Here is a 17,266-nt window from a genome sequence, read left to right as displayed (position 1 = left end):
CCATGCAAGGCGCACAGCTGAGACATCAGCCCCCCGCACCGACCGGCCGCAAGCCGGTGCCGCGGGGTGCCAGCCGAATGGTGGCTAAAGAGCCGATGTCTGCGCGCCTGCCGAAAGCCAATTTTGGTTTTCTGAAAAGCCTGTTCTGGCCCGTGCTGCTGGTCGCACTGGGTTTCGGTACATACGAAGGCGCACAGCGATTGCTGCCGTACGCCGACCGGCCGATCACCAAGATCAACGTGCAGGGCGACTTGAGTTACATCAGCCAGCAAGCGGTGCAGCAGCGAATCGCCCCGTACGTGGCGTCGAGCTTCTTCACCATCGACCTGGAGAGCATGCGCACCGAGCTTGAAACGATGCCATGGATTGCCCACGCCGAAGTGCGTCGGGTGTGGCCGGATCAAGTGGTGATCCGCCTGGAAGAACAACTGCCGGTGGCCCGTTGGGGCGATGAATCGCTGTTGAACAACCAGGGTCAGGCATTCACCCCGCGGGAGCTGGCGAACTACGAACACTTGCCACAGCTGTTCGGCCCACAACGGGCCCAACAGCAAGTGATGCAGCAATACCAGGTGCTGAGCCAGATGCTCAGGCCGTTGGGCTTCTCGATTGCGCGCCTGGAGTTGCGTGATCGAGGCAGCTGGTTCCTGACCACCGGCGCCGGCAGCGCGGGCCCGGGAATCGAACTGTTGCTGGGACGCGGCAACCTGCTGGAAAAGATGCGCCGCTTCATTGCCATCTATGACAAGACGCTTAAAGAACAGATTACGAACATTGCGCGCATCGATCTGCGCTACGCCAACGGCCTCGCTGTTGGCTGGCGGGAACCTGTAGCGCCCACGGCAGCCCAACCCGCTGTCGCGAAGAATTAAGAAGAGGCAGGACCATGGCAAACGTGCAAAGCGGCAAAATGATCGTCGGTCTCGATATCGGCACCTCCAAGGTGGTGGCGCTGGTCGGCGAGGTCTCGGACGACGGCACGCTGGAAATCGTCGGGATCGGTACCCATCCGTCTCGTGGCCTGAAGAAGGGCGTGGTGGTGAACATCGAGTCCACCGTGCAATCGATCCAGCGCGCGATCGAAGAGGCGCAGCTGATGGCTGGTTGCCGCATTCACTCGGCGTTCGTCGGCGTGGCTGGCAATCACATCCGCAGCCTGAACTCCCACGGCATCGTGGCGATTCGTGATCGCGAAGTCAGCTCCGCCGACCTCGAGCGCGTGCTCGACGCCGCCCAGGCTGTAGCGATCCCGGCTGACCAGCGCGTGCTGCACACCCTGCCGCAGGATTACGTGATCGATAACCAGGAAGGTGTTCGTGAGCCCCTGGGCATGTCGGGCGTACGTCTGGAAGCCAAGGTTCACGTGGTCACCTGCGCCGTCAACGCCGCACAGAACATTGAAAAATGCGTGCGTCGCTGCGGCCTGGAAATCGACGACATCATTCTCGAGCAACTGGCTTCGGCCTACTCGGTCCTGACCGACGACGAGAAAGAGCTGGGCGTGTGCCTGGTGGACATCGGCGGCGGCACCACCGACATCGCGATCTTCACCGAAGGCGCGATCCGTCACACCGCGGTGATCCCGATTGCGGGCGATCAGGTGACCAACGACATCGCCATGGCGTTGCGCACCCCGACCCAGTACGCCGAAGAAATCAAGATTCGCTACGCCTGCGCCCTGGCCAAACTGGCCGGTGCCGGTGAAACCATCAAGGTCCCAAGCGTTGGCGACCGTCCACCGCGCGAGCTGTCCCGTCAGGCCCTGGCCGAAGTGGTCGAGCCGCGTTACGACGAACTGTTCACGCTGATCCAGGCCGAACTGCGTCGCAGTGGCTACGAAGACCTGATCCCGGCCGGCATCGTGCTGACCGGCGGTACGTCGAAGATGGAAGGCGCGGTCGAGTTGGCCGAAGAAATCTTCCACATGCCGGTTCGCCTGGGCGTGCCACATGGCGTCAAAGGCCTGGACGATGTGGTCCGTAACCCGATTTATTCCACCGGCGTTGGCCTGTTGATGTACGGCCTGCAGAAGCAGTCCGACGGGATTTCGTTCTCGGGCATCAGCAGTCGCGACAGCTACAGCAATGAAGAACCGAAAGTCGCCTTGCTCGATCGCTTCAAGAGCTGGGTACAAGGCAACTTCTAAAGATTTACCGCAGCACCGTTGTAGATACAGGCAGTAGGCGAAAAAACTAGAGAATTGAAAGGAGAGGGAAAATGTTCGAACTCGTAGACAACATCCCCGCAAGCCCGGTTATTAAAGTTATCGGTGTTGGCGGAGGCGGCGGCAACGCCGTCAACCACATGGTCAAGAGCAACATTGAAGGCGTTGAATTCATCTGCGCCAACACTGATGCCCAAGCGCTGAAAAGCATCGGCGCGCGGACCATCCTGCAACTGGGCACCGGCGTGACCAAAGGTCTCGGCGCTGGCGCCAACCCTGAAGTAGGTCGTCAGGCCGCTCTCGAAGATCGTGAGCGCATTGCCGAAGTCCTGCAGGGCACCAATATGGTGTTCATCACCACTGGCATGGGCGGTGGTACCGGTACCGGTGCTGCGCCGATCATTGCTGAAGTGGCCAAGGAAATGGGGATTCTCACCGTTGCGGTGGTGACTCGCCCGTTCCCGTTCGAAGGCCGCAAGCGCATGCAGATCGCCGATGAAGGCATCCGTCTGCTGTCTGAAAGCGTCGACTCGTTGATCACCATTCCCAACGAGAAGCTGCTGACCATCCTTGGCAAGGACGCAAGCCTGCTGTCCGCATTCGCCAAGGCCGACGATGTATTGGCCGGTGCCGTTCGCGGTATCTCCGACATCATCAAGCGTCCGGGCATGATCAACGTCGACTTTGCCGACGTGCGTACCGTGATGAGCGAAATGGGCATGGCGATGATGGGCACTGGCTGCGCCAGCGGTCCGAACCGTGCACGTGAGGCCACCGAAGCGGCCATTCGCAACCCATTGCTGGAAGACGTGAACCTGCAAGGTGCACGCGGCATCCTGGTGAATATCACCGCCGGTCCTGACCTGTCCCTGGGTGAGTACTCCGACGTGGGTAGCATCATCGAAGCTTTCGCTTCCGAGCACGCGATGGTCAAGGTCGGTACCGTTATCGATCCGGACATGCGCGACGAGCTGCACGTGACCGTGGTTGCTACTGGTCTGGGCGCGAAAATCGAGAAGCCTGTAAAGGTCATCGACAACACCATGCACACGTCCGTGGCATCGCAGCCGCAACAGCAAGCGTCTTCGCGTCAGGAAGCGCCTGCTGTGAACTACCGTGACCTGGACCGTCCGACCGTCATGCGCAACCAGGCTCAGGCCGGTGCTGCGACTGCCGCGAAGATGAATCCGCAAGATGATCTAGACTATCTGGACATCCCGGCTTTCCTGCGTCGTCAGGCCGATTAATGGAATGTATCAGGGCTATGAAGGTGATTGGTGTTCAGCAAAGGTCTGGTCTGCTATCATCGCCAGCCTTTGTTGATACCAGTTCGCAATTTGCGCTGAAGCGGCCCAAGCCATGATTAAACAACGCACACTGAAAAATATTATCCGTGCTACAGGTGTAGGCCTGCACTCCGGGGAGAAGGTATACCTGACCCTCAAGCCTGCACCTATCGACACCGGCATTGTGTTTGTTCGTGCCGATCTCGACCCTGTGGTGCAGATTCCTGCCCGCGCGGAAAACGTTGGTGAAACCACGATGTCGACCACATTGGTCAGTGGTGACACCAAAGTGGATACGGTGGAGCACTTGCTCTCGGCCATGGCTGGCCTGGGCATCGATAACGCCTACGTCGAGCTCTCCGCGTCTGAAGTTCCGATCATGGATGGTAGCGCTGGACCTTTCGTATTCCTGATTCAATCGGCCGGCCTGGAAGAACAGGACGCACCGAAGAAGTTCATCCGGATCCTGCGGGAAGTGACAGTGGAAGATGGCGACAAGCGCGCCACTTTCGTCCCTTTCGAAGGCTTCAAGGTGAGTTTCGAGATCGATTTCGATCACCCGGTTTTCCGTAACCGCACACAAAGTGCAAGCGTGGATTTTTCCAGCACTTCGTTTGTAAAAGAAGTCAGCCGCGCCCGTACCTTTGGTTTCATGAGTGATATCGAGTACCTGCGCAAGCACAATCTCGCACTCGGCGGCAGCGTTGAAAACGCTATTGTGGTCGACGCGGATGGTGTACTGAACGAAGACGGCCTTCGCTATGAAGACGAATTCGTGAAGCACAAGATCCTCGATGCAATTGGTGACCTCTACCTGCTGGGCAATAGCCTGATTGGTGAGTTCAAGGGCTTCAAGTCCGGACATGCATTGAACAACCAGCTGCTGCGCAAGTTGATTGAGCAGACAGATGCTTGGGAAGTCGTGACTTTCGAAGACGCCAGCACTGCACCGATCTCTTACATGCGTCCAGTTGCGGCCGTGTAAGTAAAAAACCTCTCTAGTTTTTTAAAGGCTACCTCCGGGTGGCCTTTTTTTATGCCTGCGGGAAAGGCCTCAATCCGCAGCGACCACCCGATTACGCCCACTTTCCTTGGCCTGATACAGCGCCTTGTCCGCTGCAAACAATAGCTGTTCAAGACTGATTTCGGCGGAGGTGGTCCAGGTACTGATACCGATACTGACAGTAATTGGCGACTCGGCACCTGGCACCAGCGGCAATTGCTCCACTGTCGCTCGGATGTGTTCGGCAATCTGTTGCGCACCCTGGCTGTCGGTTTCCGCGAGAATCACCGAAAACTCTTCGCCGCCGTAACGGGCGACCAGATCCGCTGGTCGCCTCACATTGGCGGAGATCACCTTGGCCAACGAGCGCAAGGCATCATCGCCACCCTGATGCCCATGTCGATCGTTGAAGGCCTTGAAGTGGTCGGCATCAATCATCAGCAGCGACAACGGCTGGCCGGAACGTTGAGCGCGGAACCACTCATGACGCAGGACCTGATCCAGCGTTCGGCGGTTGGCCAGGCCGGTCAAGGCATCGGTGGCCGCCAGTTGCGCCAGTTCCTGTTCGGCGTTGTGGCGCAGGCGCAGTTCTCGGCTGAGCAGCCAGGTCAGCCAGAGCAAGCTGATGCACAGCGCAATAGTCGCAACGCTAACCACTACCGTCGTGCGCTTCCACGACGCAAACACTTCATCGCTGGACAGTGCAACGATGACGATCAACGGCAAGTTGCCCACCTTGGAGAACGTGTACAGGCGTTTGTCCTTATAGCGGCTTGAAGCACTGGTGAAGCTGCCGTTGCCTTCTTTGACGATGCGCTGGAAGTTGGGACGGTTGCTGAAGTCCTTGCCAATCAGCTCTTCGGCCAGGCGGGGTTCCTGAGCCAGAAGAATCCCGTCCGAGCTGATCAGGTTGACCGAGCTGTCACGACCGATGCTCAAGCTGTTGAACAGCTGATCGAAATAACTCAAGCGCATGGCGGCCTCGGCCACGCCAAGAAATTCGCCCTGTGAGCCGCTGACCCGGCGACTAAAGCTGATTCGCCATTCATGTTCAGGCTGTCTGGAACGGAAGGGACGGCTGATGAGCATGCTGGGGTCGCGATTTTTCACGTGCGACTGAAAGTATTCGCGGTCAGCAAAATTGCCCTTTCTGGGCTCTACCGAGGCCGAGTCGGCGATCACGTCGCCCTTGTTGTCCAGCAACAAAATGTCGCCCTTGTACGGCGCGGCAGTGGCACGGTCAAACAAGGCCAGGTGTCGGATGGTAGGGGAAACGTTCTTGAGGTCTTCACGCTGGGAGGCAGCGATCAAGCCGAGCAAGGACAAGTCATAGAGTTCGACATTGCGTAGCACATCGGCGTCAATCAACTGCACGATGTTAGTTGCTGCACGAGTGGCAGACTGTTCAGCATTGGCGCGTTCGCGAATGAGCAGGAACGTCACGATGCTTAATATCGCAATCACCAGCAGCAAACTGCCGAGAACCAGAAGCCGCTCCGATCGCGTCGACCGGATCGGATGGTGAGATGTTGCACTGCTCACACTCATGGTTCTGACTTCTGCTAATGAGGCGTTATGAAAGTGTTTTGCAAGACTCAGGCAGAATCCCAGAAACCGTTTGCGTTCGGAGCGCCTGTATAAATCCCGGATAAAAAAAAGGCCAGCAAAACATGCTGGCCTTTTACTTATTGAAGCTTAGAAGACATTGAGCGGGTAGTCGAAGATCACCCGGTATTCATCGGTGTCCTGATCCAGCGCGCCATAGCCGTTGCCGCCACGGTTGGTCGCCCATTGCAGACGCAGCGCCAGGTTTTTGGCCTTGCCGCCTTGAACCACATATTTGAGATCAATGTCGCGTTCCCAGTGCCTGGCATTTTTGCCGTCAGCGCTGTACCACGAGGCATAACCGGGGCTGTCCGGATCGACCTTGGTCAGGTCCAGCTCACCTCGGGAGTAAGAGACCGCCGAGGTCAGGCCGGGAAGGCCGAGCCCGACAAAGTCGTAGGCATACTTGAGTTTCCATGAGCGTTCGTTCGGGCCGTTGAAGTCCGAATACTGCTGGGAATTGTCGAGGTAGACGCTGTCGCCCTGGCTGATGTAGTCGAACGGCGTGTTGCCGTTGACCCGCTGATAGGCCGCGGTAACGCTGTGATTGCCGACACCAACGGTGAAATGCAGGCTGTAGGTGTTGTTGTCGATGTGGCCCAGCAGCGCATCGCCGGTGTCTTGCGTGTGATAGGCATGCAGACCCGGGTTGAGGCTGACCAGATCGTTCAAAGCGTAGGTGTAATCCAGGTCGTAGTAATACTGGTTCCAGATGTCCTTGAGTTCGGAAGCATAGAGGCTGCTGGTCAACCCCGGCAGGCCGCTCCAGGCCACGCCGGCCCAATTCAGGTGCTTACTTTCGTCACCGTCGGCCAGGCTGCCGTAGGACGTGCCGATGCGGGTGTGTCCGCTCTGGTTGTAAGGCTTGGTGAAACTTGCCTGGCCACCTTCAATCATCCAGCCGTCAAAACTATGGTTGGTCAGGCTGACGCCGCGAAAGGTCTGAGGCAGCATGCGGGTTTCGCCACCGGCGATCACCGGGTTGGCGAGAAACAAGTCGCCGGCCTTCAGTTCGGTATCGAAGGCGCGCATTTTCAGCGTGCCACCCGCCGTCGAGAACGAGCCCGGCGCTTTGCCGTTGCCGTCGCTGACCGGCAGGATGCTCGACCCGTCGGTACCGCCACCGCCGTCGAGCTTGAGCCCGAGCATGGCGTGGGCATCAACGCCGAAACCGACGGTGCCTTGGGTGTAGCCCGATTCGAAGAGGCCGAGGAAACCCTGGCCCCATTCAATGTTGTCGTCCGTCTGCTGCAGGCGGTTGCGGTTCATGTAGTAATTACGGGCGTTGAGGTTGAGGCTCGATCCTTCAACGAAACCTTCGGCGTTTGAGTCGTCTGCGGCGTGAGCAGCAGGCGCCACCGTTACAGCGATTGCAATGAACAACGGGCTGAATCTAAGAGGGAAACGCACTAGCAGTAAAGCTCCTTGGGTCAACTAAGAGCCTCATTGTATTGAGACTCAAAATGTTTCTTGTTAGGGGAGACGAACTGAAGCTGTTTAAAACCACAACGAAAAAAAGCCGCTGATAGCAGCGGCTTTGAAGACAACTTTTCAAAGGGAAGAGCCGATGAAAAGTGTCGAGGGAAACAGAGCGATACTCAATAATCAGCTGTCTCTCTCAACCCGTGGCTGGGCTTGAGTGGTCGACGCTTGAGGGGTTTGCGCAGCTTCCTGAGCCTTGGCCGTCATTTCGCTCTGATACTGTTCGAATGCAGCTGCGCGTGCGGAGTTTTTCGCGACGAACGTCTGCGACTCTTCAGCGATGGCGAACGGAGACAGAAACAAAGAGGACAAAACGAAAGCGCTGGCAATACCCATAGTGTTGGACATCTTTAAAACCTTCTTGCTTGGCAAGTGCTGTTTGGTGCGGCAAAGATAAGGGGGATTGGAGAGGGGAAAAAGAGCGGATTCATGAAAGGACTGTTGCGCTAAAAGCAACAGTAGGTAGCCGGAGTGAACAAGTCCTAGGGTGAGGTGGCTTCTGAGGTGATGGGCTCTGGGCTGAGGGGGCTTCTGTGGCGAAGGGGCTTTTGTGGTGAAGGGGCTTTTGTGGCGAGGGGACTTGTCCCCGTTGGGCTGCGAAGCGGCCCCAAAAATCTATAGCGTTACCGAAATCCTGCCAGCGCTGCGCACTGGAACGGGGACAAGTCCCCTCGCCACAAAAGCCCCTTCACCAAAGAAGCCCACTTGCCACAGGGGACCGGGTAGCGGTCAGACGGGGAGGTGGATGCCGAACGTATTCATCCCATGATCACTGCGCACAAACACATCCCCGCCGTGCATCAGCGCAATCGCTTTGACGATCGCCAACCCCAAGCCATGGTTGTTGCCACTGTTGCTGCGCGACGCATCGACCCGATAAAAACGCTCAAATAACCGCGGCAAATGCTCGCTGGCAATCGGCGACCCTGGGTTCGCAACCCCGATGCTGACCTGATGCTCCTCAACCTCGATCCGCACCTCAATCACCTGCCCAGGCTCAGTGTGCTGCACCGCATTGCTTAGCAGATTAATCAACGCCCGGCGCAGATGAGCAATCTCGATCCGTACTTGGGCATCACCACTGACCTGCACCTGAACCTGCGCGTCTTCGAGGATGAAATCCAGGTACTCCAACGTCGTCGCCACTTCATCGGCCAGCGAGGTGGAGGTCAGTTTGGTGGCTTTGCTGCCTTGGTCTGCGCTGGCGAGGAACAGCATGTCGTTGATGATCGAGCGCAACCGCTCAAGCTCTTCAAGGTTCGACTGCAGCACTTCAAAATAGTGTTCGGCGGATCGCCCGCGAGTCAGCGCCACCTGGGTCTGGCCAATCAGGTTGGTCAGGGGCGAGCGCAGTTCATGGGCCACGTCCGCGTTGAACGACTCAAGGCGCGAGTAAGCCTGTTCGACCCGCTCCAGTGTCGAGTTGAACGAATTGACGAACTGATTCAGTTCCGGCGGTAGCGGCGACAATTGCAGGCGTCCGGACAACAACGGCGGTGCCAGCCGCTGGGCTTCCTGGGACAACTTGATCAGCGGCTTGAGGCCGATCCGCGCCACCCAATAACCGAGGGCCGACGCCAGCAACACGCCGATGATCGCCAGGCTGATCAGGGCAATCAGCAAATGGTGCTGAGTCTGCAAAAACGTCTCGGTGTCGATGCCGATCATGAAGCGCAACGGCGGGCGTTGATCCTTGGCCGGGAACTGACTGACCAGCACTTTCAGCGGATAAGGCTGATCCGGCAGATTCAAGTCGCGCATGCCCAGCGGCCCTTCGGCAAAGGCGCGGATCTGCGGCGTCAGGTTGCCGTATTCGTAGTGCGGATCACCGCTGATGATCCAGAAACTGATGCGCTTGTCTTCTTCTCCGAGCAGCTTGAGCTTGTTGTTGATCTTCGCCCAATGTTCCGGCGTGCCATAACGGCCGACGGTGGATTCGAGCACGCTGTAGCGCGCGTCCAATTCAGCCTCGGGCAGCAAGCCCAAACCTTTATCGACCTGTTGATACAGCGCCCAGCCGATCAACAGAAACACCAGCAGCGCCACCAGCGTGAACATCCCGCTCAGGCGCAGCGCAATCGAATTACTGGACACCACGGCTCTCCAGCACATAACCCATGCCGCGAATTGTGTGCAGCAGTTTCTCTTCGAACGGCCCGTCGAGCTTGGCCCGCAGGCGTTTGATTGCGACTTCGACGACGTTGGCATCGCTGTCGAAATTGATGTCCCAGACCATTTCGGCGATGGCGGTTTTCGACAGAATTTCACCCTGACGGCGGGCCAGTACGCTCAGCAGCGAAAATTCCTTGGCCGTCAGGTCCAGGCGCGTGCCGGCGCGGGTGGCTTTGCGGCTGATCAAATCTATCCACAGGTCGGCAATGCTCACCTGCACCGGTTCATGGCCACCGCTGCGGCGGGTCAGCGCTTGCAGGCGTGCCACCAGTTCGAGGAAGGAAAACGGTTTGCCGAGGTAATCGTCGGCACCGTCGCGCAGGCCTTTGATGCGGTCTTCCACACGCTCGCGGGCGGTGAGCATGATCACCGGGGTTTGCTTGCGCGCACGCAACGCGCGCAGTACGCCAAAGCCGTCGAGGCCCGGCAGCATGACGTCGAGGACGATCACCGCGTAGTCGCTTTCCAGCGCCAGGTGCAGGCCCTCAACGCCGTCGCGCGCCAGGTCCACGGTGTAACCCTGTTCCGTCAGGCCGCGGTGCAGATAATCCGCGGTTTTTTCCTCGTCTTCGATAATCAGAACGCGCATGACCCCGCCTCAGTCTGTGGTCGCCAGCACCGGCATCGGTGCGGGTGCTGGTGGGAGAGTGTGCCGATGGAAAAGCCGCTCAAGCTTTAAGTATATGACCGGAGTGGTGAACAACGTCAGCGCCTGGCTCACCAGCAAGCCGCCGACGACCGCGATCCCCAAGGGCTGGCGCAGTTCGGCGCCGGTGCCGTAACCGAGCATCAATGGCAGCGCGCCGAGCAGGGCGGCGAGGGTGGTCATGATGATCGGCCGGAATCGTGTGATACAGGCCTGATAGATCGCTTCTTCCGGCGGCAGGCCGCCCTTGCGCTGCGCTTCGAGGGCGAAGTCGATCATCAGGATGCCGTTCTTCTTCACGATCCCGATCAGCAGCACCAGCCCGATCAGCGCCATGATCGAAAAGTCCTGCCCGCAAATCCACAGCATGATCACCGCGCCGAGCCCCGCCGACGGCAGCGTCGAGATGATGGTCAACGGATGCACAAAGCTCTCGTAAAGCACGCCGAGAATGATGTACACCGCCACCAACGCCGCCAGGATCAACCACGGTTGGCTGGCCAGCGAACTCTGGAACGCCTGGGCCGCGCCCTGGAAGTTGCCGCTCATGGCGGCCGGCATGCCAATTTCAGCCTTGGCCTGGTTGAGCATGATCACCGCATCGCCCAACGCCACACCGGGCGCGAGGTTGAACGACAAATTGGCAGCCGGGAACATGCCGTCATGGGCGATGGACAGCGGACCCACGGTCGGCGCATCGAATTTCGCCAGCGCTGACAGCGGCACCATTTCCCCGCTCAGGGGCGAGCGCAGGTAGAAATAGTTGAGGCTTTCGGCCTTGCCGCGCTGCTTGGTGTCCAGTTCCAGTATCACGTTGTACTGGTTGATCTGAGTCTGGAATTCATTGATCTGCCGCTGGCCGAAGGCGTCGTACAGCGCTTCATCGACATCGCTGGCGGTCAGACCGAAACGCGCGGCAGCGCTGCGGTCGATGCTGATGTGGGTGATGCTGCCGCCCAGTTGCAGGTCGTTGGATATGTCACGGAACGCCGGGTTACTGCGCAGTTTTTCCGTGAGGCGCTGGGTCCAGGTGCTGAGGACTGCGCCGTCGTTGCTCTTGAGCACGTATTGGTACTGTGCGCGGCTGGGGCCGGAGCTGAGGTTGATGTCCTGCCCGGCGCGCAGGTACAGCACGATGCCTGGGACTTTCATCAGTTGCGGACGAATCCGGTCAATAAACTGGCTGGCGGAGACGTCGCGGTCGCCGCGTTTTTTCAGGGAGATCCAGAAGCGACCGTTGGCGATGGTCTGGTTGCTGCCCGAGACGCCAACCGAGTGGGAAAAGGCCGCGACCGCCGGATCCGCCGCGACGATTTCGGCCATCGCCAGGTGTTTTTTCACCATGTCGCCGTAGGAGATATCAGCGGCGGCTTCGGTGGTGCCGAGGACAAAACCGGTGTCCTGCACTGGGAAGAAGCCCTTGGGGATAAAGATGTAACCGGCAATCGCCAGGCCCAGAGACAGGCAGAACACCCCGATCATCAGCTTCTGGTGGGCGAGGGCGCGGCGCAGAAGTTTTTCATAGCCTGTCAGCAAGCGTTCGCCAAACGTAGGTTTGCTGTGGGCGTGATGCACCGGCGCACGCATGAACAGCGCGGCGAGCGTCGGCGCCAACGTCAATGAGACCACCACCGAAATCATGATGGTCGACGTGGCGGTCAGGGCGAATTCCTTGAACAGCCGCCCGACCACGCCGCCCATGAACAGCAGCGGAATGAACGCCGCCACCAGCGAAAAGCTGATCGAGACCACGGTAAAACCAATCTCGCCGGCACCTTTGATCGCCGCCTCGCGCATGCCGTCGCCCGCCTCAAGGTGACGGTGAATGTTCTCCACCACCACAATCGCATCGTCGACCACAAACCCCACGGCCACCACGATCGCCACCAGCGTCAGGTTGTTCAGGCTGAAACCCATGATGTACATCAGGGCGAAACTGGCGACCAGCGAAACACCCAACACGGCGGACACGATCAGGGTCGCCGACCACTGGCGCAGGAACAGCGCCATCACCGCCACCACCAGCAGGATCGCGATCAGCAGGGTGACTTCCACTTCATGCAGCGATGCGCGGATGGTCTGGGTGCGGTCGACCAGCACCTTGACCTGCACCGAAGCCGGCAGCATGGCTTCGAGGCCGGGCAGGGCGGCCTGAATGCGATCCACGGTTTCAACGATGTTGGCGCCCGGTTGCCGGGAAATCACCAGGTTCACCCCAGGTTTATCACCGGCCCAGGCTTGCACGTAGGCATCTTCCGAACCGTTGACGACTTTGGCCACATCCTTGAGGTGAACCGGGGCACCGTCCTTGTAGGAAACGATGAGTTGGCTGTATTCCTCAGGATGGAACAACTGGTCGTTGGTCGACAGCGTCGAAATACTCGACTCGCCGTACAACGCACCTTTGGCCAGGTTGAGGCTGGTGTTCTGGATCGCCAGACGAATGTCCGCCAGCGTCAGGCCGATGGCAGCGAGCTTGTCCGCCGAGGCCTGTACGCGGATCGCCGGACGTTGCTGGCCGGTGATGTTGATTTGTCCTACGCCGTCGATCTGACTGATCTGACGGGCGAGCAGGGTTTCCACCAAGTCGCTGAGTTCGGTGCCGGGCATTTGTGTCGAGTTGACGCTGAGGATCAGCACCGGGCTGTCGGCCGGGTTGACCTTCCTCCAGGTCGGCAGGGTCGGCATGTCTTTGGGCAGTTTGCCGGCGGCGGTGTTGATGGCTGCCTGAACTTCCTGAGCGGCGGTGTCGATGCTTTTGTCGAGGGTGAATTGCAGGGTCAGGTTGGTCGAGCCCAGTGCGCTGCTCGAGGTCATCTGGGTCACGCCGGGGATGGCGCTGAATTGCACTTCAAGCGGCGTGGCTACCGATGAAGCCATGGTCTCCGGGCTGGCACCGGGCAATTGCGCGGCCACCTGAATAGTCGGAAATTCGGCTTCCGGCAACGGCGCGATGGGCAGGCGCGGGAAAGCGATGACACCGAGCAACACCAACGCAAAGGTCAGCAGAATCGTCGCAACCGGATGGTCGATGCACCAGGCAGAGACCGAGCCATGGCCCTTCATGGTTTCGGCTCCGATTGGACCACTTGCGGCGGGTCAGTCACTACGTGCACCGTCGAGCCAGGCTTGAGCCGCGACTGGCCGTCGCTGACCAGCACGTCGCCCGGTTTAACGCCTTTGATGATGTCCTGACCACTGCCTTGATAGACCATTTGTACGGTGACGGTTTCAACCTTGTCGCCGTTGACCCGGTAGACGAAATGTTGATCGAGACCGCGTTGTACGACGGTGGGCGGCACCACCAGCGCATCTTTATCCAGCGCTGTCTGAATTTTTACCGTCACCAGCAGGCCCGGCCAGAGTTTCTGCCCGGGGTTGTTGAATTCAGCTTTGGCGCGAATGGTCCCGGTGTTGGCGTTGATCTGGTTGTCGATCAGGGTCAAATGACCTTCGCCGAGCAGGTTGCCGGTTTCGCCGTCAGTGTCGGCGCCGATGTAGGCCTTCACTTTTGCACGTTGTGGGTCGCCGATCAGACCCTGCAGGGTCGGCAGCATTTGCTGTGGCAGGGAGAACTCCACGGCGATCGGGTCGATCTGGGTCACCGTGAACAGGCCTTGAGCGTCGGTCATGCGCAGGAAGTTGCCTTCATCCACCGTGCGAATACCGACGCGACCGGTCACCGGGGAGCGAATCTGTGTGTAGGAGAGCTGCACCTGAGCGGCGTCGATCGAGGCCTGGTTACCTTGGGCGGTAGCTTTGAGTTGGTTGACCAGCGCCTGTTGCTGGTCATAAGTCTGTTTGGATACGCCGTCGTCCACACTCAGTAGCTTGTAGCGTTTGAGGTTGACCAGCGCGACTTGCAATTGCGCCTGACTTTCACCCAATTGCGCCCGGGCCTGATCGAGGCTGGCGCGGATCGAGCGGTCATCGATGGTGGCCAACAGGTCGCCTTTGTTCACCAGTTGGCCTTCCTTGACCAGGATTTTGGTGAGGATGCCGTCGATTTGCGGACGCACCACAACGCTGTGCAGCGACAGCACCGAGCCGATGCCGCTGACGTAGCGGGGGACGTCTTTTTCGGTGACGCTGACGACCCGCACCGGGATGGCGGTCGGAGCGGCCAGTTTTGCCGTGGCGGGTTTGGTGAGGTACCACGTGCCCAGCGCTGCCAAGGCAATCAGCAGACCTGCGATCAAGGCGGTTTTTTTCTGAATTCGCATGCGAGTGAGGCGCCGGGCTAAATGGTCGGGGTTTTGTCAGGTTTATACCTTTCTTTATAAACCTGTTCGCCCGTCAGGAAGGTGACGGGTAACTGACGGCGCTGTCAGTTTGGGCTTGGTATGCCTGATAGCCGGCGCCCCCAGATGTACGCCGGCCGGTGTGTCAGTCAGCACAAACCCGACGGACTCGCTTGCGGCTTGAAGCTTGCGGCTCCCGACACAGGTATACTGCCGCCTTTCGTGGCTCGCTGATCGGGCCCGACTCTATGTGCATCACCCGGAGCTTTCATGACTTCCCCGACACAACCGCCGGTTGCCGACGCTTTGAGCGACGACCAGGCAGACCTGCCAGACAGCGTCGACTCCAGCGCAGACAGCGAAACCAAGGCCGAGATCCCGGCGTTCAAATTCCCGTTCAAGCCGGGCGACCTGGCCGCAGCGAAGAACGCCAGCCAGCCTTGGTACAAGAATGGCGCCAAGAACGGCCACACCAAGACGCCGGGGGCGGCGCCTCCTGGCACTCGTCGCTCCATGGGTAAACGCTGACTGTCAGGCATTTTGTTGAGCGGTAATTGTTCTTCCTGTCATTGAGACAGTTCCCACAAGGATGAGCGATTCGTCCTCTGGGAAAGTCGGCGGCCACTCGTCAAAGATTCATACCCCTGAATTTTTGATGAAGGCCGCCAAAATGTCGCTGGTAAAAACCCTCTCTCTCCTTTCGCTAGTGGCCCTGACCACTGGCTGCATGTCGTCTGCGCCCGATCCACAGATCCGTTTCGGTGTCGAAGCGCTGGTTCCGCCGTTCGAGAGCCGTAACGACAAGGGTGAGCTGGTCGGATTGAATATCGAGTTGGGCAATGCACTGTGTGCCGAACTCAAATCCCGCTGTGTCTGGGTTGATCAGGATTACGCGACCAACATTCACGCCCTTGAATCCAACCTATTCGACGTGATCATGCCGATGACCGCCACCTCTGCGCGTCGCGAGCGGGTTGATTTCACCGAAGACCTGTATCCCTTGAGTAACCGTCTGGTGGCGCGCAAAGGGGCGAATCTTCAACCGGATGTGCAATCGCTCAAGGGCAAGCGTGTCGGCGTCCTGACAGGCACCAGCCGCGAAGCGTTCGCCAAGTCCCGTTGGGCCCCGGCCGGAGTGACGATTCGCAGTTTTGCTCTCAACAATCAATTGGTTGACAGCCTGCTGGCGGGTGATATCGATGCAACCCTGCAAGACTCCATTGAAATTACCCAAGCTTTATTAAGTCTGCCCCAAGGTCAAGCTTTCGAGTTTGCCGGTGCTCCTCTCAAGGACTCGATGCTGGGCAGTGGCGTGGCCATGGCTGTGCGAAAAACCGATACCCTTCTGCGAGATAACCTGAATGCGGCGCTTGAGCGTCTTAAGCAAAATGGCCAGTACCAGGCGATTACCCAGCGTTATTTGCCACCCGCAGCACCAGACTCACCACGCTACTTCCCGAATGAGGAAGGTCTGCCATTCTCCGATGCGGTGCAGGTCGGCGAGACCCTTTACTTTTCCGGGATGATCGGTCTCGGGGCTGATGGTGAACTGGTGAAGGGCGGCATCGGCCCGCAGACGACCCAGGCCATGGAGAACTTGCGTACCGCGCTGCAACGCAACGGTTCGTCCCTGGCTCAAGTGGCCAAATGCACGGTCATCCTTGCCGACATAAGGGATTTTTCCGCCATGAGTGCTGTGTATCGCAGTTTCTTTCCGGCGGATCGTTTGCCCGCACGTACGACGTTTGCCGGCAAGTTGGTCGAGAACGCGCGGGTAGAAGTGGAATGTCTGGCGGTGATGGCCAGCTAATTCATTTGACGACGAGCCACTGCGCAACAGGATTGCGTGGTGGTTGCGAAGTCTTGCGTCTTAGGCTGCCCGCAACGAAATGAACGCGTAATTCTCGGGAGCATCAGTCGCCACGTGCGCCCCGGCCGCCTGTACTTGCCCGGCAATGTCCTCGCCTGACACATGAAACAACCAGTCAGCGCCTGACTCAGCCAATGGCTGCGCCGCAACCTGGTCGATGACCACGGCGAACGCCGTCATATCCGGCAGATAAGCAGTAAACCCATCGCCCTTCAGTGCTGCAGTCCGAATCCCCAACAACGCGCAAATCGCATCCTTGGTCCGGATATCATCACGATCTGCCTGGCGGGAGCGCTGGATTAATCCGACCAGTTCCTGATCCACCAATTCACCCCCCACAATCAGATCCGGTCCCTTTTCCCACGACTCGGGAGGACATTCCTTCACGGCAATGTTCAGGGGGATGTGCGGATTGATTTCCATCGGGTAGATGCGGCACACCAGCGGCCGGCGTTCGTAGATGCGGCAGAGGTTGTCTTCGTCAAGATTCCGGCAAGGACCGACGTTGTAGGCGGCAAAGGTGATGGCTATGTACGCCTCGGATGCGCCGCTTCGAACCCTCACTGAACGGCGTTCGGCGTGTTCGCGTTGCTGCATGGGCAGGCCCAGGCCATTGCCCAGGAAACCTTCCACCAGCACGATCACCTGACCGCCATCGGCCGCCCACATCCGCGCTTCGCTCAGGGTCAGGGGCACGTGGTGGTCGTTGCAGCATTTGCCACAACCTACGCAGGAAAACGTCGTATTCATTGAACGGCCAGTCGCATAAAAGCACATGAAACGGCGACAGAATGCCG

General features: G+C 58.9%; 14 protein-coding genes. 6 read left to right on the top strand and 8 right to left on the bottom strand.

Going from position 1 to position 17,266, the window contains the following annotated elements; all coding sequences use genetic code 11:
- Window positions 1–2 precede the first annotated feature (2 nt).
- The 4 genes from ACA059_RS26370 to lpxC all read left to right on the top strand — a co-directional run bounded on the left by ACA059_RS26370 (window position 3) and on the right by lpxC (window position 4,435).
- On the top strand, window positions 3–872 hold the full coding sequence (locus ACA059_RS26370) for a cell division protein FtsQ/DivIB (RefSeq protein WP_497631541.1): 870 nt from the start codon (window positions 3–5) through the stop codon (window positions 870–872).
- 14 nt (window positions 873–886) lie between these two features.
- Complete coding sequence (gene ftsA, locus ACA059_RS26365) at window positions 887–2,146, top strand: cell division protein FtsA (RefSeq protein WP_033061341.1); 1,260 nt, start codon at window positions 887–889, stop codon at window positions 2,144–2,146.
- A 71-nt stretch (window positions 2,147–2,217) separates the two neighbouring features.
- The gene (gene ftsZ, locus ACA059_RS26360) at window positions 2,218–3,411 is read left to right on the top strand and encodes a cell division protein FtsZ (protein WP_074880059.1); all 1,194 of its coding nucleotides are present in this window, start codon (window positions 2,218–2,220) and stop codon (window positions 3,409–3,411) included.
- A gap of 112 nt (window positions 3,412–3,523) precedes the next feature.
- The gene (gene lpxC, locus ACA059_RS26355) at window positions 3,524–4,435 is read left to right on the top strand and encodes a UDP-3-O-acyl-N-acetylglucosamine deacetylase (protein ID WP_008147525.1); all 912 of its coding nucleotides are present in this window, start codon (window positions 3,524–3,526) and stop codon (window positions 4,433–4,435) included.
- Between the two features lie 69 nt (window positions 4,436–4,504).
- On the opposite strand, the gene ACA059_RS26350 is transcribed toward lpxC, so the two are convergent.
- From ACA059_RS26350 to ACA059_RS26320, 7 genes are all read right to left on the bottom strand, one after another.
- Window positions 4,505–6,001, bottom strand: a complete 1,497-nt coding sequence (locus ACA059_RS26350) for a diguanylate cyclase (protein ID WP_497631540.1) — start codon at window positions 5,999–6,001, stop codon at window positions 4,505–4,507.
- A gap of 147 nt (window positions 6,002–6,148) precedes the next feature.
- Window positions 6,149–7,468 (bottom strand): OprD family porin, encoded by a 1,320-nt coding sequence (locus ACA059_RS26345; protein WP_497631539.1) that lies wholly within the window; start codon window positions 7,466–7,468, stop codon window positions 6,149–6,151.
- A 195-nt stretch (window positions 7,469–7,663) separates the two neighbouring features.
- Complete coding sequence (locus ACA059_RS26340; RefSeq protein WP_497631538.1) at window positions 7,664–7,888, bottom strand: hypothetical protein; 225 nt, start codon at window positions 7,886–7,888, stop codon at window positions 7,664–7,666.
- A 381-nt stretch (window positions 7,889–8,269) separates the two neighbouring features.
- Window positions 8,270–9,634, bottom strand: a complete 1,365-nt coding sequence (locus ACA059_RS26335; RefSeq protein WP_497631537.1) for a heavy metal sensor histidine kinase — start codon at window positions 9,632–9,634, stop codon at window positions 8,270–8,272.
- A complete protein-coding gene (locus tag ACA059_RS26330; RefSeq protein ID WP_033056445.1) occupies window positions 9,624–10,301 on the bottom strand; it encodes a heavy metal response regulator transcription factor in 678 nt (225 codons plus the stop codon). The genes ACA059_RS26335 and ACA059_RS26330 overlap by 11 nt, the downstream gene beginning before the upstream one ends.
- A 9-nt stretch (window positions 10,302–10,310) precedes the next feature.
- Window positions 10,311–13,424, bottom strand: a complete 3,114-nt coding sequence (locus tag ACA059_RS26325; RefSeq protein WP_497631536.1) for a multidrug efflux RND transporter permease subunit — start codon at window positions 13,422–13,424, stop codon at window positions 10,311–10,313.
- Window positions 13,421–14,581 carry an efflux RND transporter periplasmic adaptor subunit gene (locus ACA059_RS26320; protein WP_497631535.1) on the bottom strand — a complete coding sequence of 387 codons (1,161 nt, stop codon included), beginning with the start codon at window positions 14,579–14,581 and terminating at the stop codon, window positions 13,421–13,423. Before ACA059_RS26320 ends, ACA059_RS26325 begins: the two co-directional genes overlap by 4 nt.
- 288 nt (window positions 14,582–14,869) lie before the next feature.
- Here ACA059_RS26320 and ACA059_RS26315 point away from each other — a divergent pair, with 288 nt between their 5' ends.
- Entirely contained in the window at window positions 14,870–15,127 is a 258-nt protein-coding gene (locus tag ACA059_RS26315; RefSeq protein ID WP_008147542.1) for a hypothetical protein, read from the top strand.
- A 142-nt stretch (window positions 15,128–15,269) separates the two neighbouring features.
- Window positions 15,270–16,409, top strand: coding sequence for a transporter substrate-binding domain-containing protein (locus ACA059_RS26310; protein ID WP_497634733.1), 1,140 nt, complete (start codon window positions 15,270–15,272; stop codon window positions 16,407–16,409).
- 60 nt (window positions 16,410–16,469) lie between these two features.
- Here ACA059_RS26310 and ACA059_RS26305 read toward each other — a convergent pair whose 3' ends face one another.
- The gene (locus ACA059_RS26305; protein WP_497631534.1) at window positions 16,470–17,219 is read right to left on the bottom strand and encodes a YkgJ family cysteine cluster protein; all 750 of its coding nucleotides are present in this window, start codon (window positions 17,217–17,219) and stop codon (window positions 16,470–16,472) included.
- Window positions 17,220–17,266 lie beyond the last annotated feature (47 nt).

This window comes from Pseudomonas sp. LBUM1647, assembly GCF_059716175.1.
Note: the sequence above shows the minus strand (reverse complement) of the source record. Positions and strands in the feature narration are given on the sequence as shown.

What these genes read in the sequence shown, in the direction of transcription:
- ACA059_RS26370 (WP_497631541.1), top strand. Translation starts at nt 3, where the DNA reads ATGCAAGGCGCACAGCTGAGACATCAGCCCCCCGCACCGACCGGCCGC.
- ftsA (WP_033061341.1), top strand. Translation starts at nt 887, where the DNA reads ATGGCAAACGTGCAAAGCGGCAAAATGATCGTCGGTCTCGATATCGGC.
- ftsZ (WP_074880059.1), top strand. Translation starts at nt 2,218, where the DNA reads ATGTTCGAACTCGTAGACAACATCCCCGCAAGCCCGGTTATTAAAGTT.
- lpxC (WP_008147525.1), top strand. Translation starts at nt 3,524, where the DNA reads ATGATTAAACAACGCACACTGAAAAATATTATCCGTGCTACAGGTGTA.
- ACA059_RS26350 (WP_497631540.1), bottom strand. Translation starts at nt 6,001, where the DNA reads ATGAGTGTGAGCAGTGCAACATCTCACCATCCGATCCGGTCGACGCGA.
- ACA059_RS26340 (WP_497631538.1), bottom strand. Translation starts at nt 7,888, where the DNA reads ATGTCCAACACTATGGGTATTGCCAGCGCTTTCGTTTTGTCCTCTTTG.
- ACA059_RS26330 (WP_033056445.1), bottom strand. Translation starts at nt 10,301, where the DNA reads ATGCGCGTTCTGATTATCGAAGACGAGGAAAAAACCGCGGATTATCTG.
- ACA059_RS26325 (WP_497631536.1), bottom strand. Translation starts at nt 13,424, where the DNA reads ATGAAGGGCCATGGCTCGGTCTCTGCCTGGTGCATCGACCATCCGGTT.
- ACA059_RS26320 (WP_497631535.1), bottom strand. Translation starts at nt 14,581, where the DNA reads ATGCGAATTCAGAAAAAAACCGCCTTGATCGCAGGTCTGCTGATTGCC.
- ACA059_RS26315 (WP_008147542.1), top strand. Translation starts at nt 14,870, where the DNA reads ATGACTTCCCCGACACAACCGCCGGTTGCCGACGCTTTGAGCGACGAC.
- ACA059_RS26310 (WP_497634733.1), top strand. Translation starts at nt 15,270, where the DNA reads ATGTCGCTGGTAAAAACCCTCTCTCTCCTTTCGCTAGTGGCCCTGACC.
- ACA059_RS26305 (WP_497631534.1), bottom strand. Translation starts at nt 17,219, where the DNA reads ATGAATACGACGTTTTCCTGCGTAGGTTGTGGCAAATGCTGCAACGAC.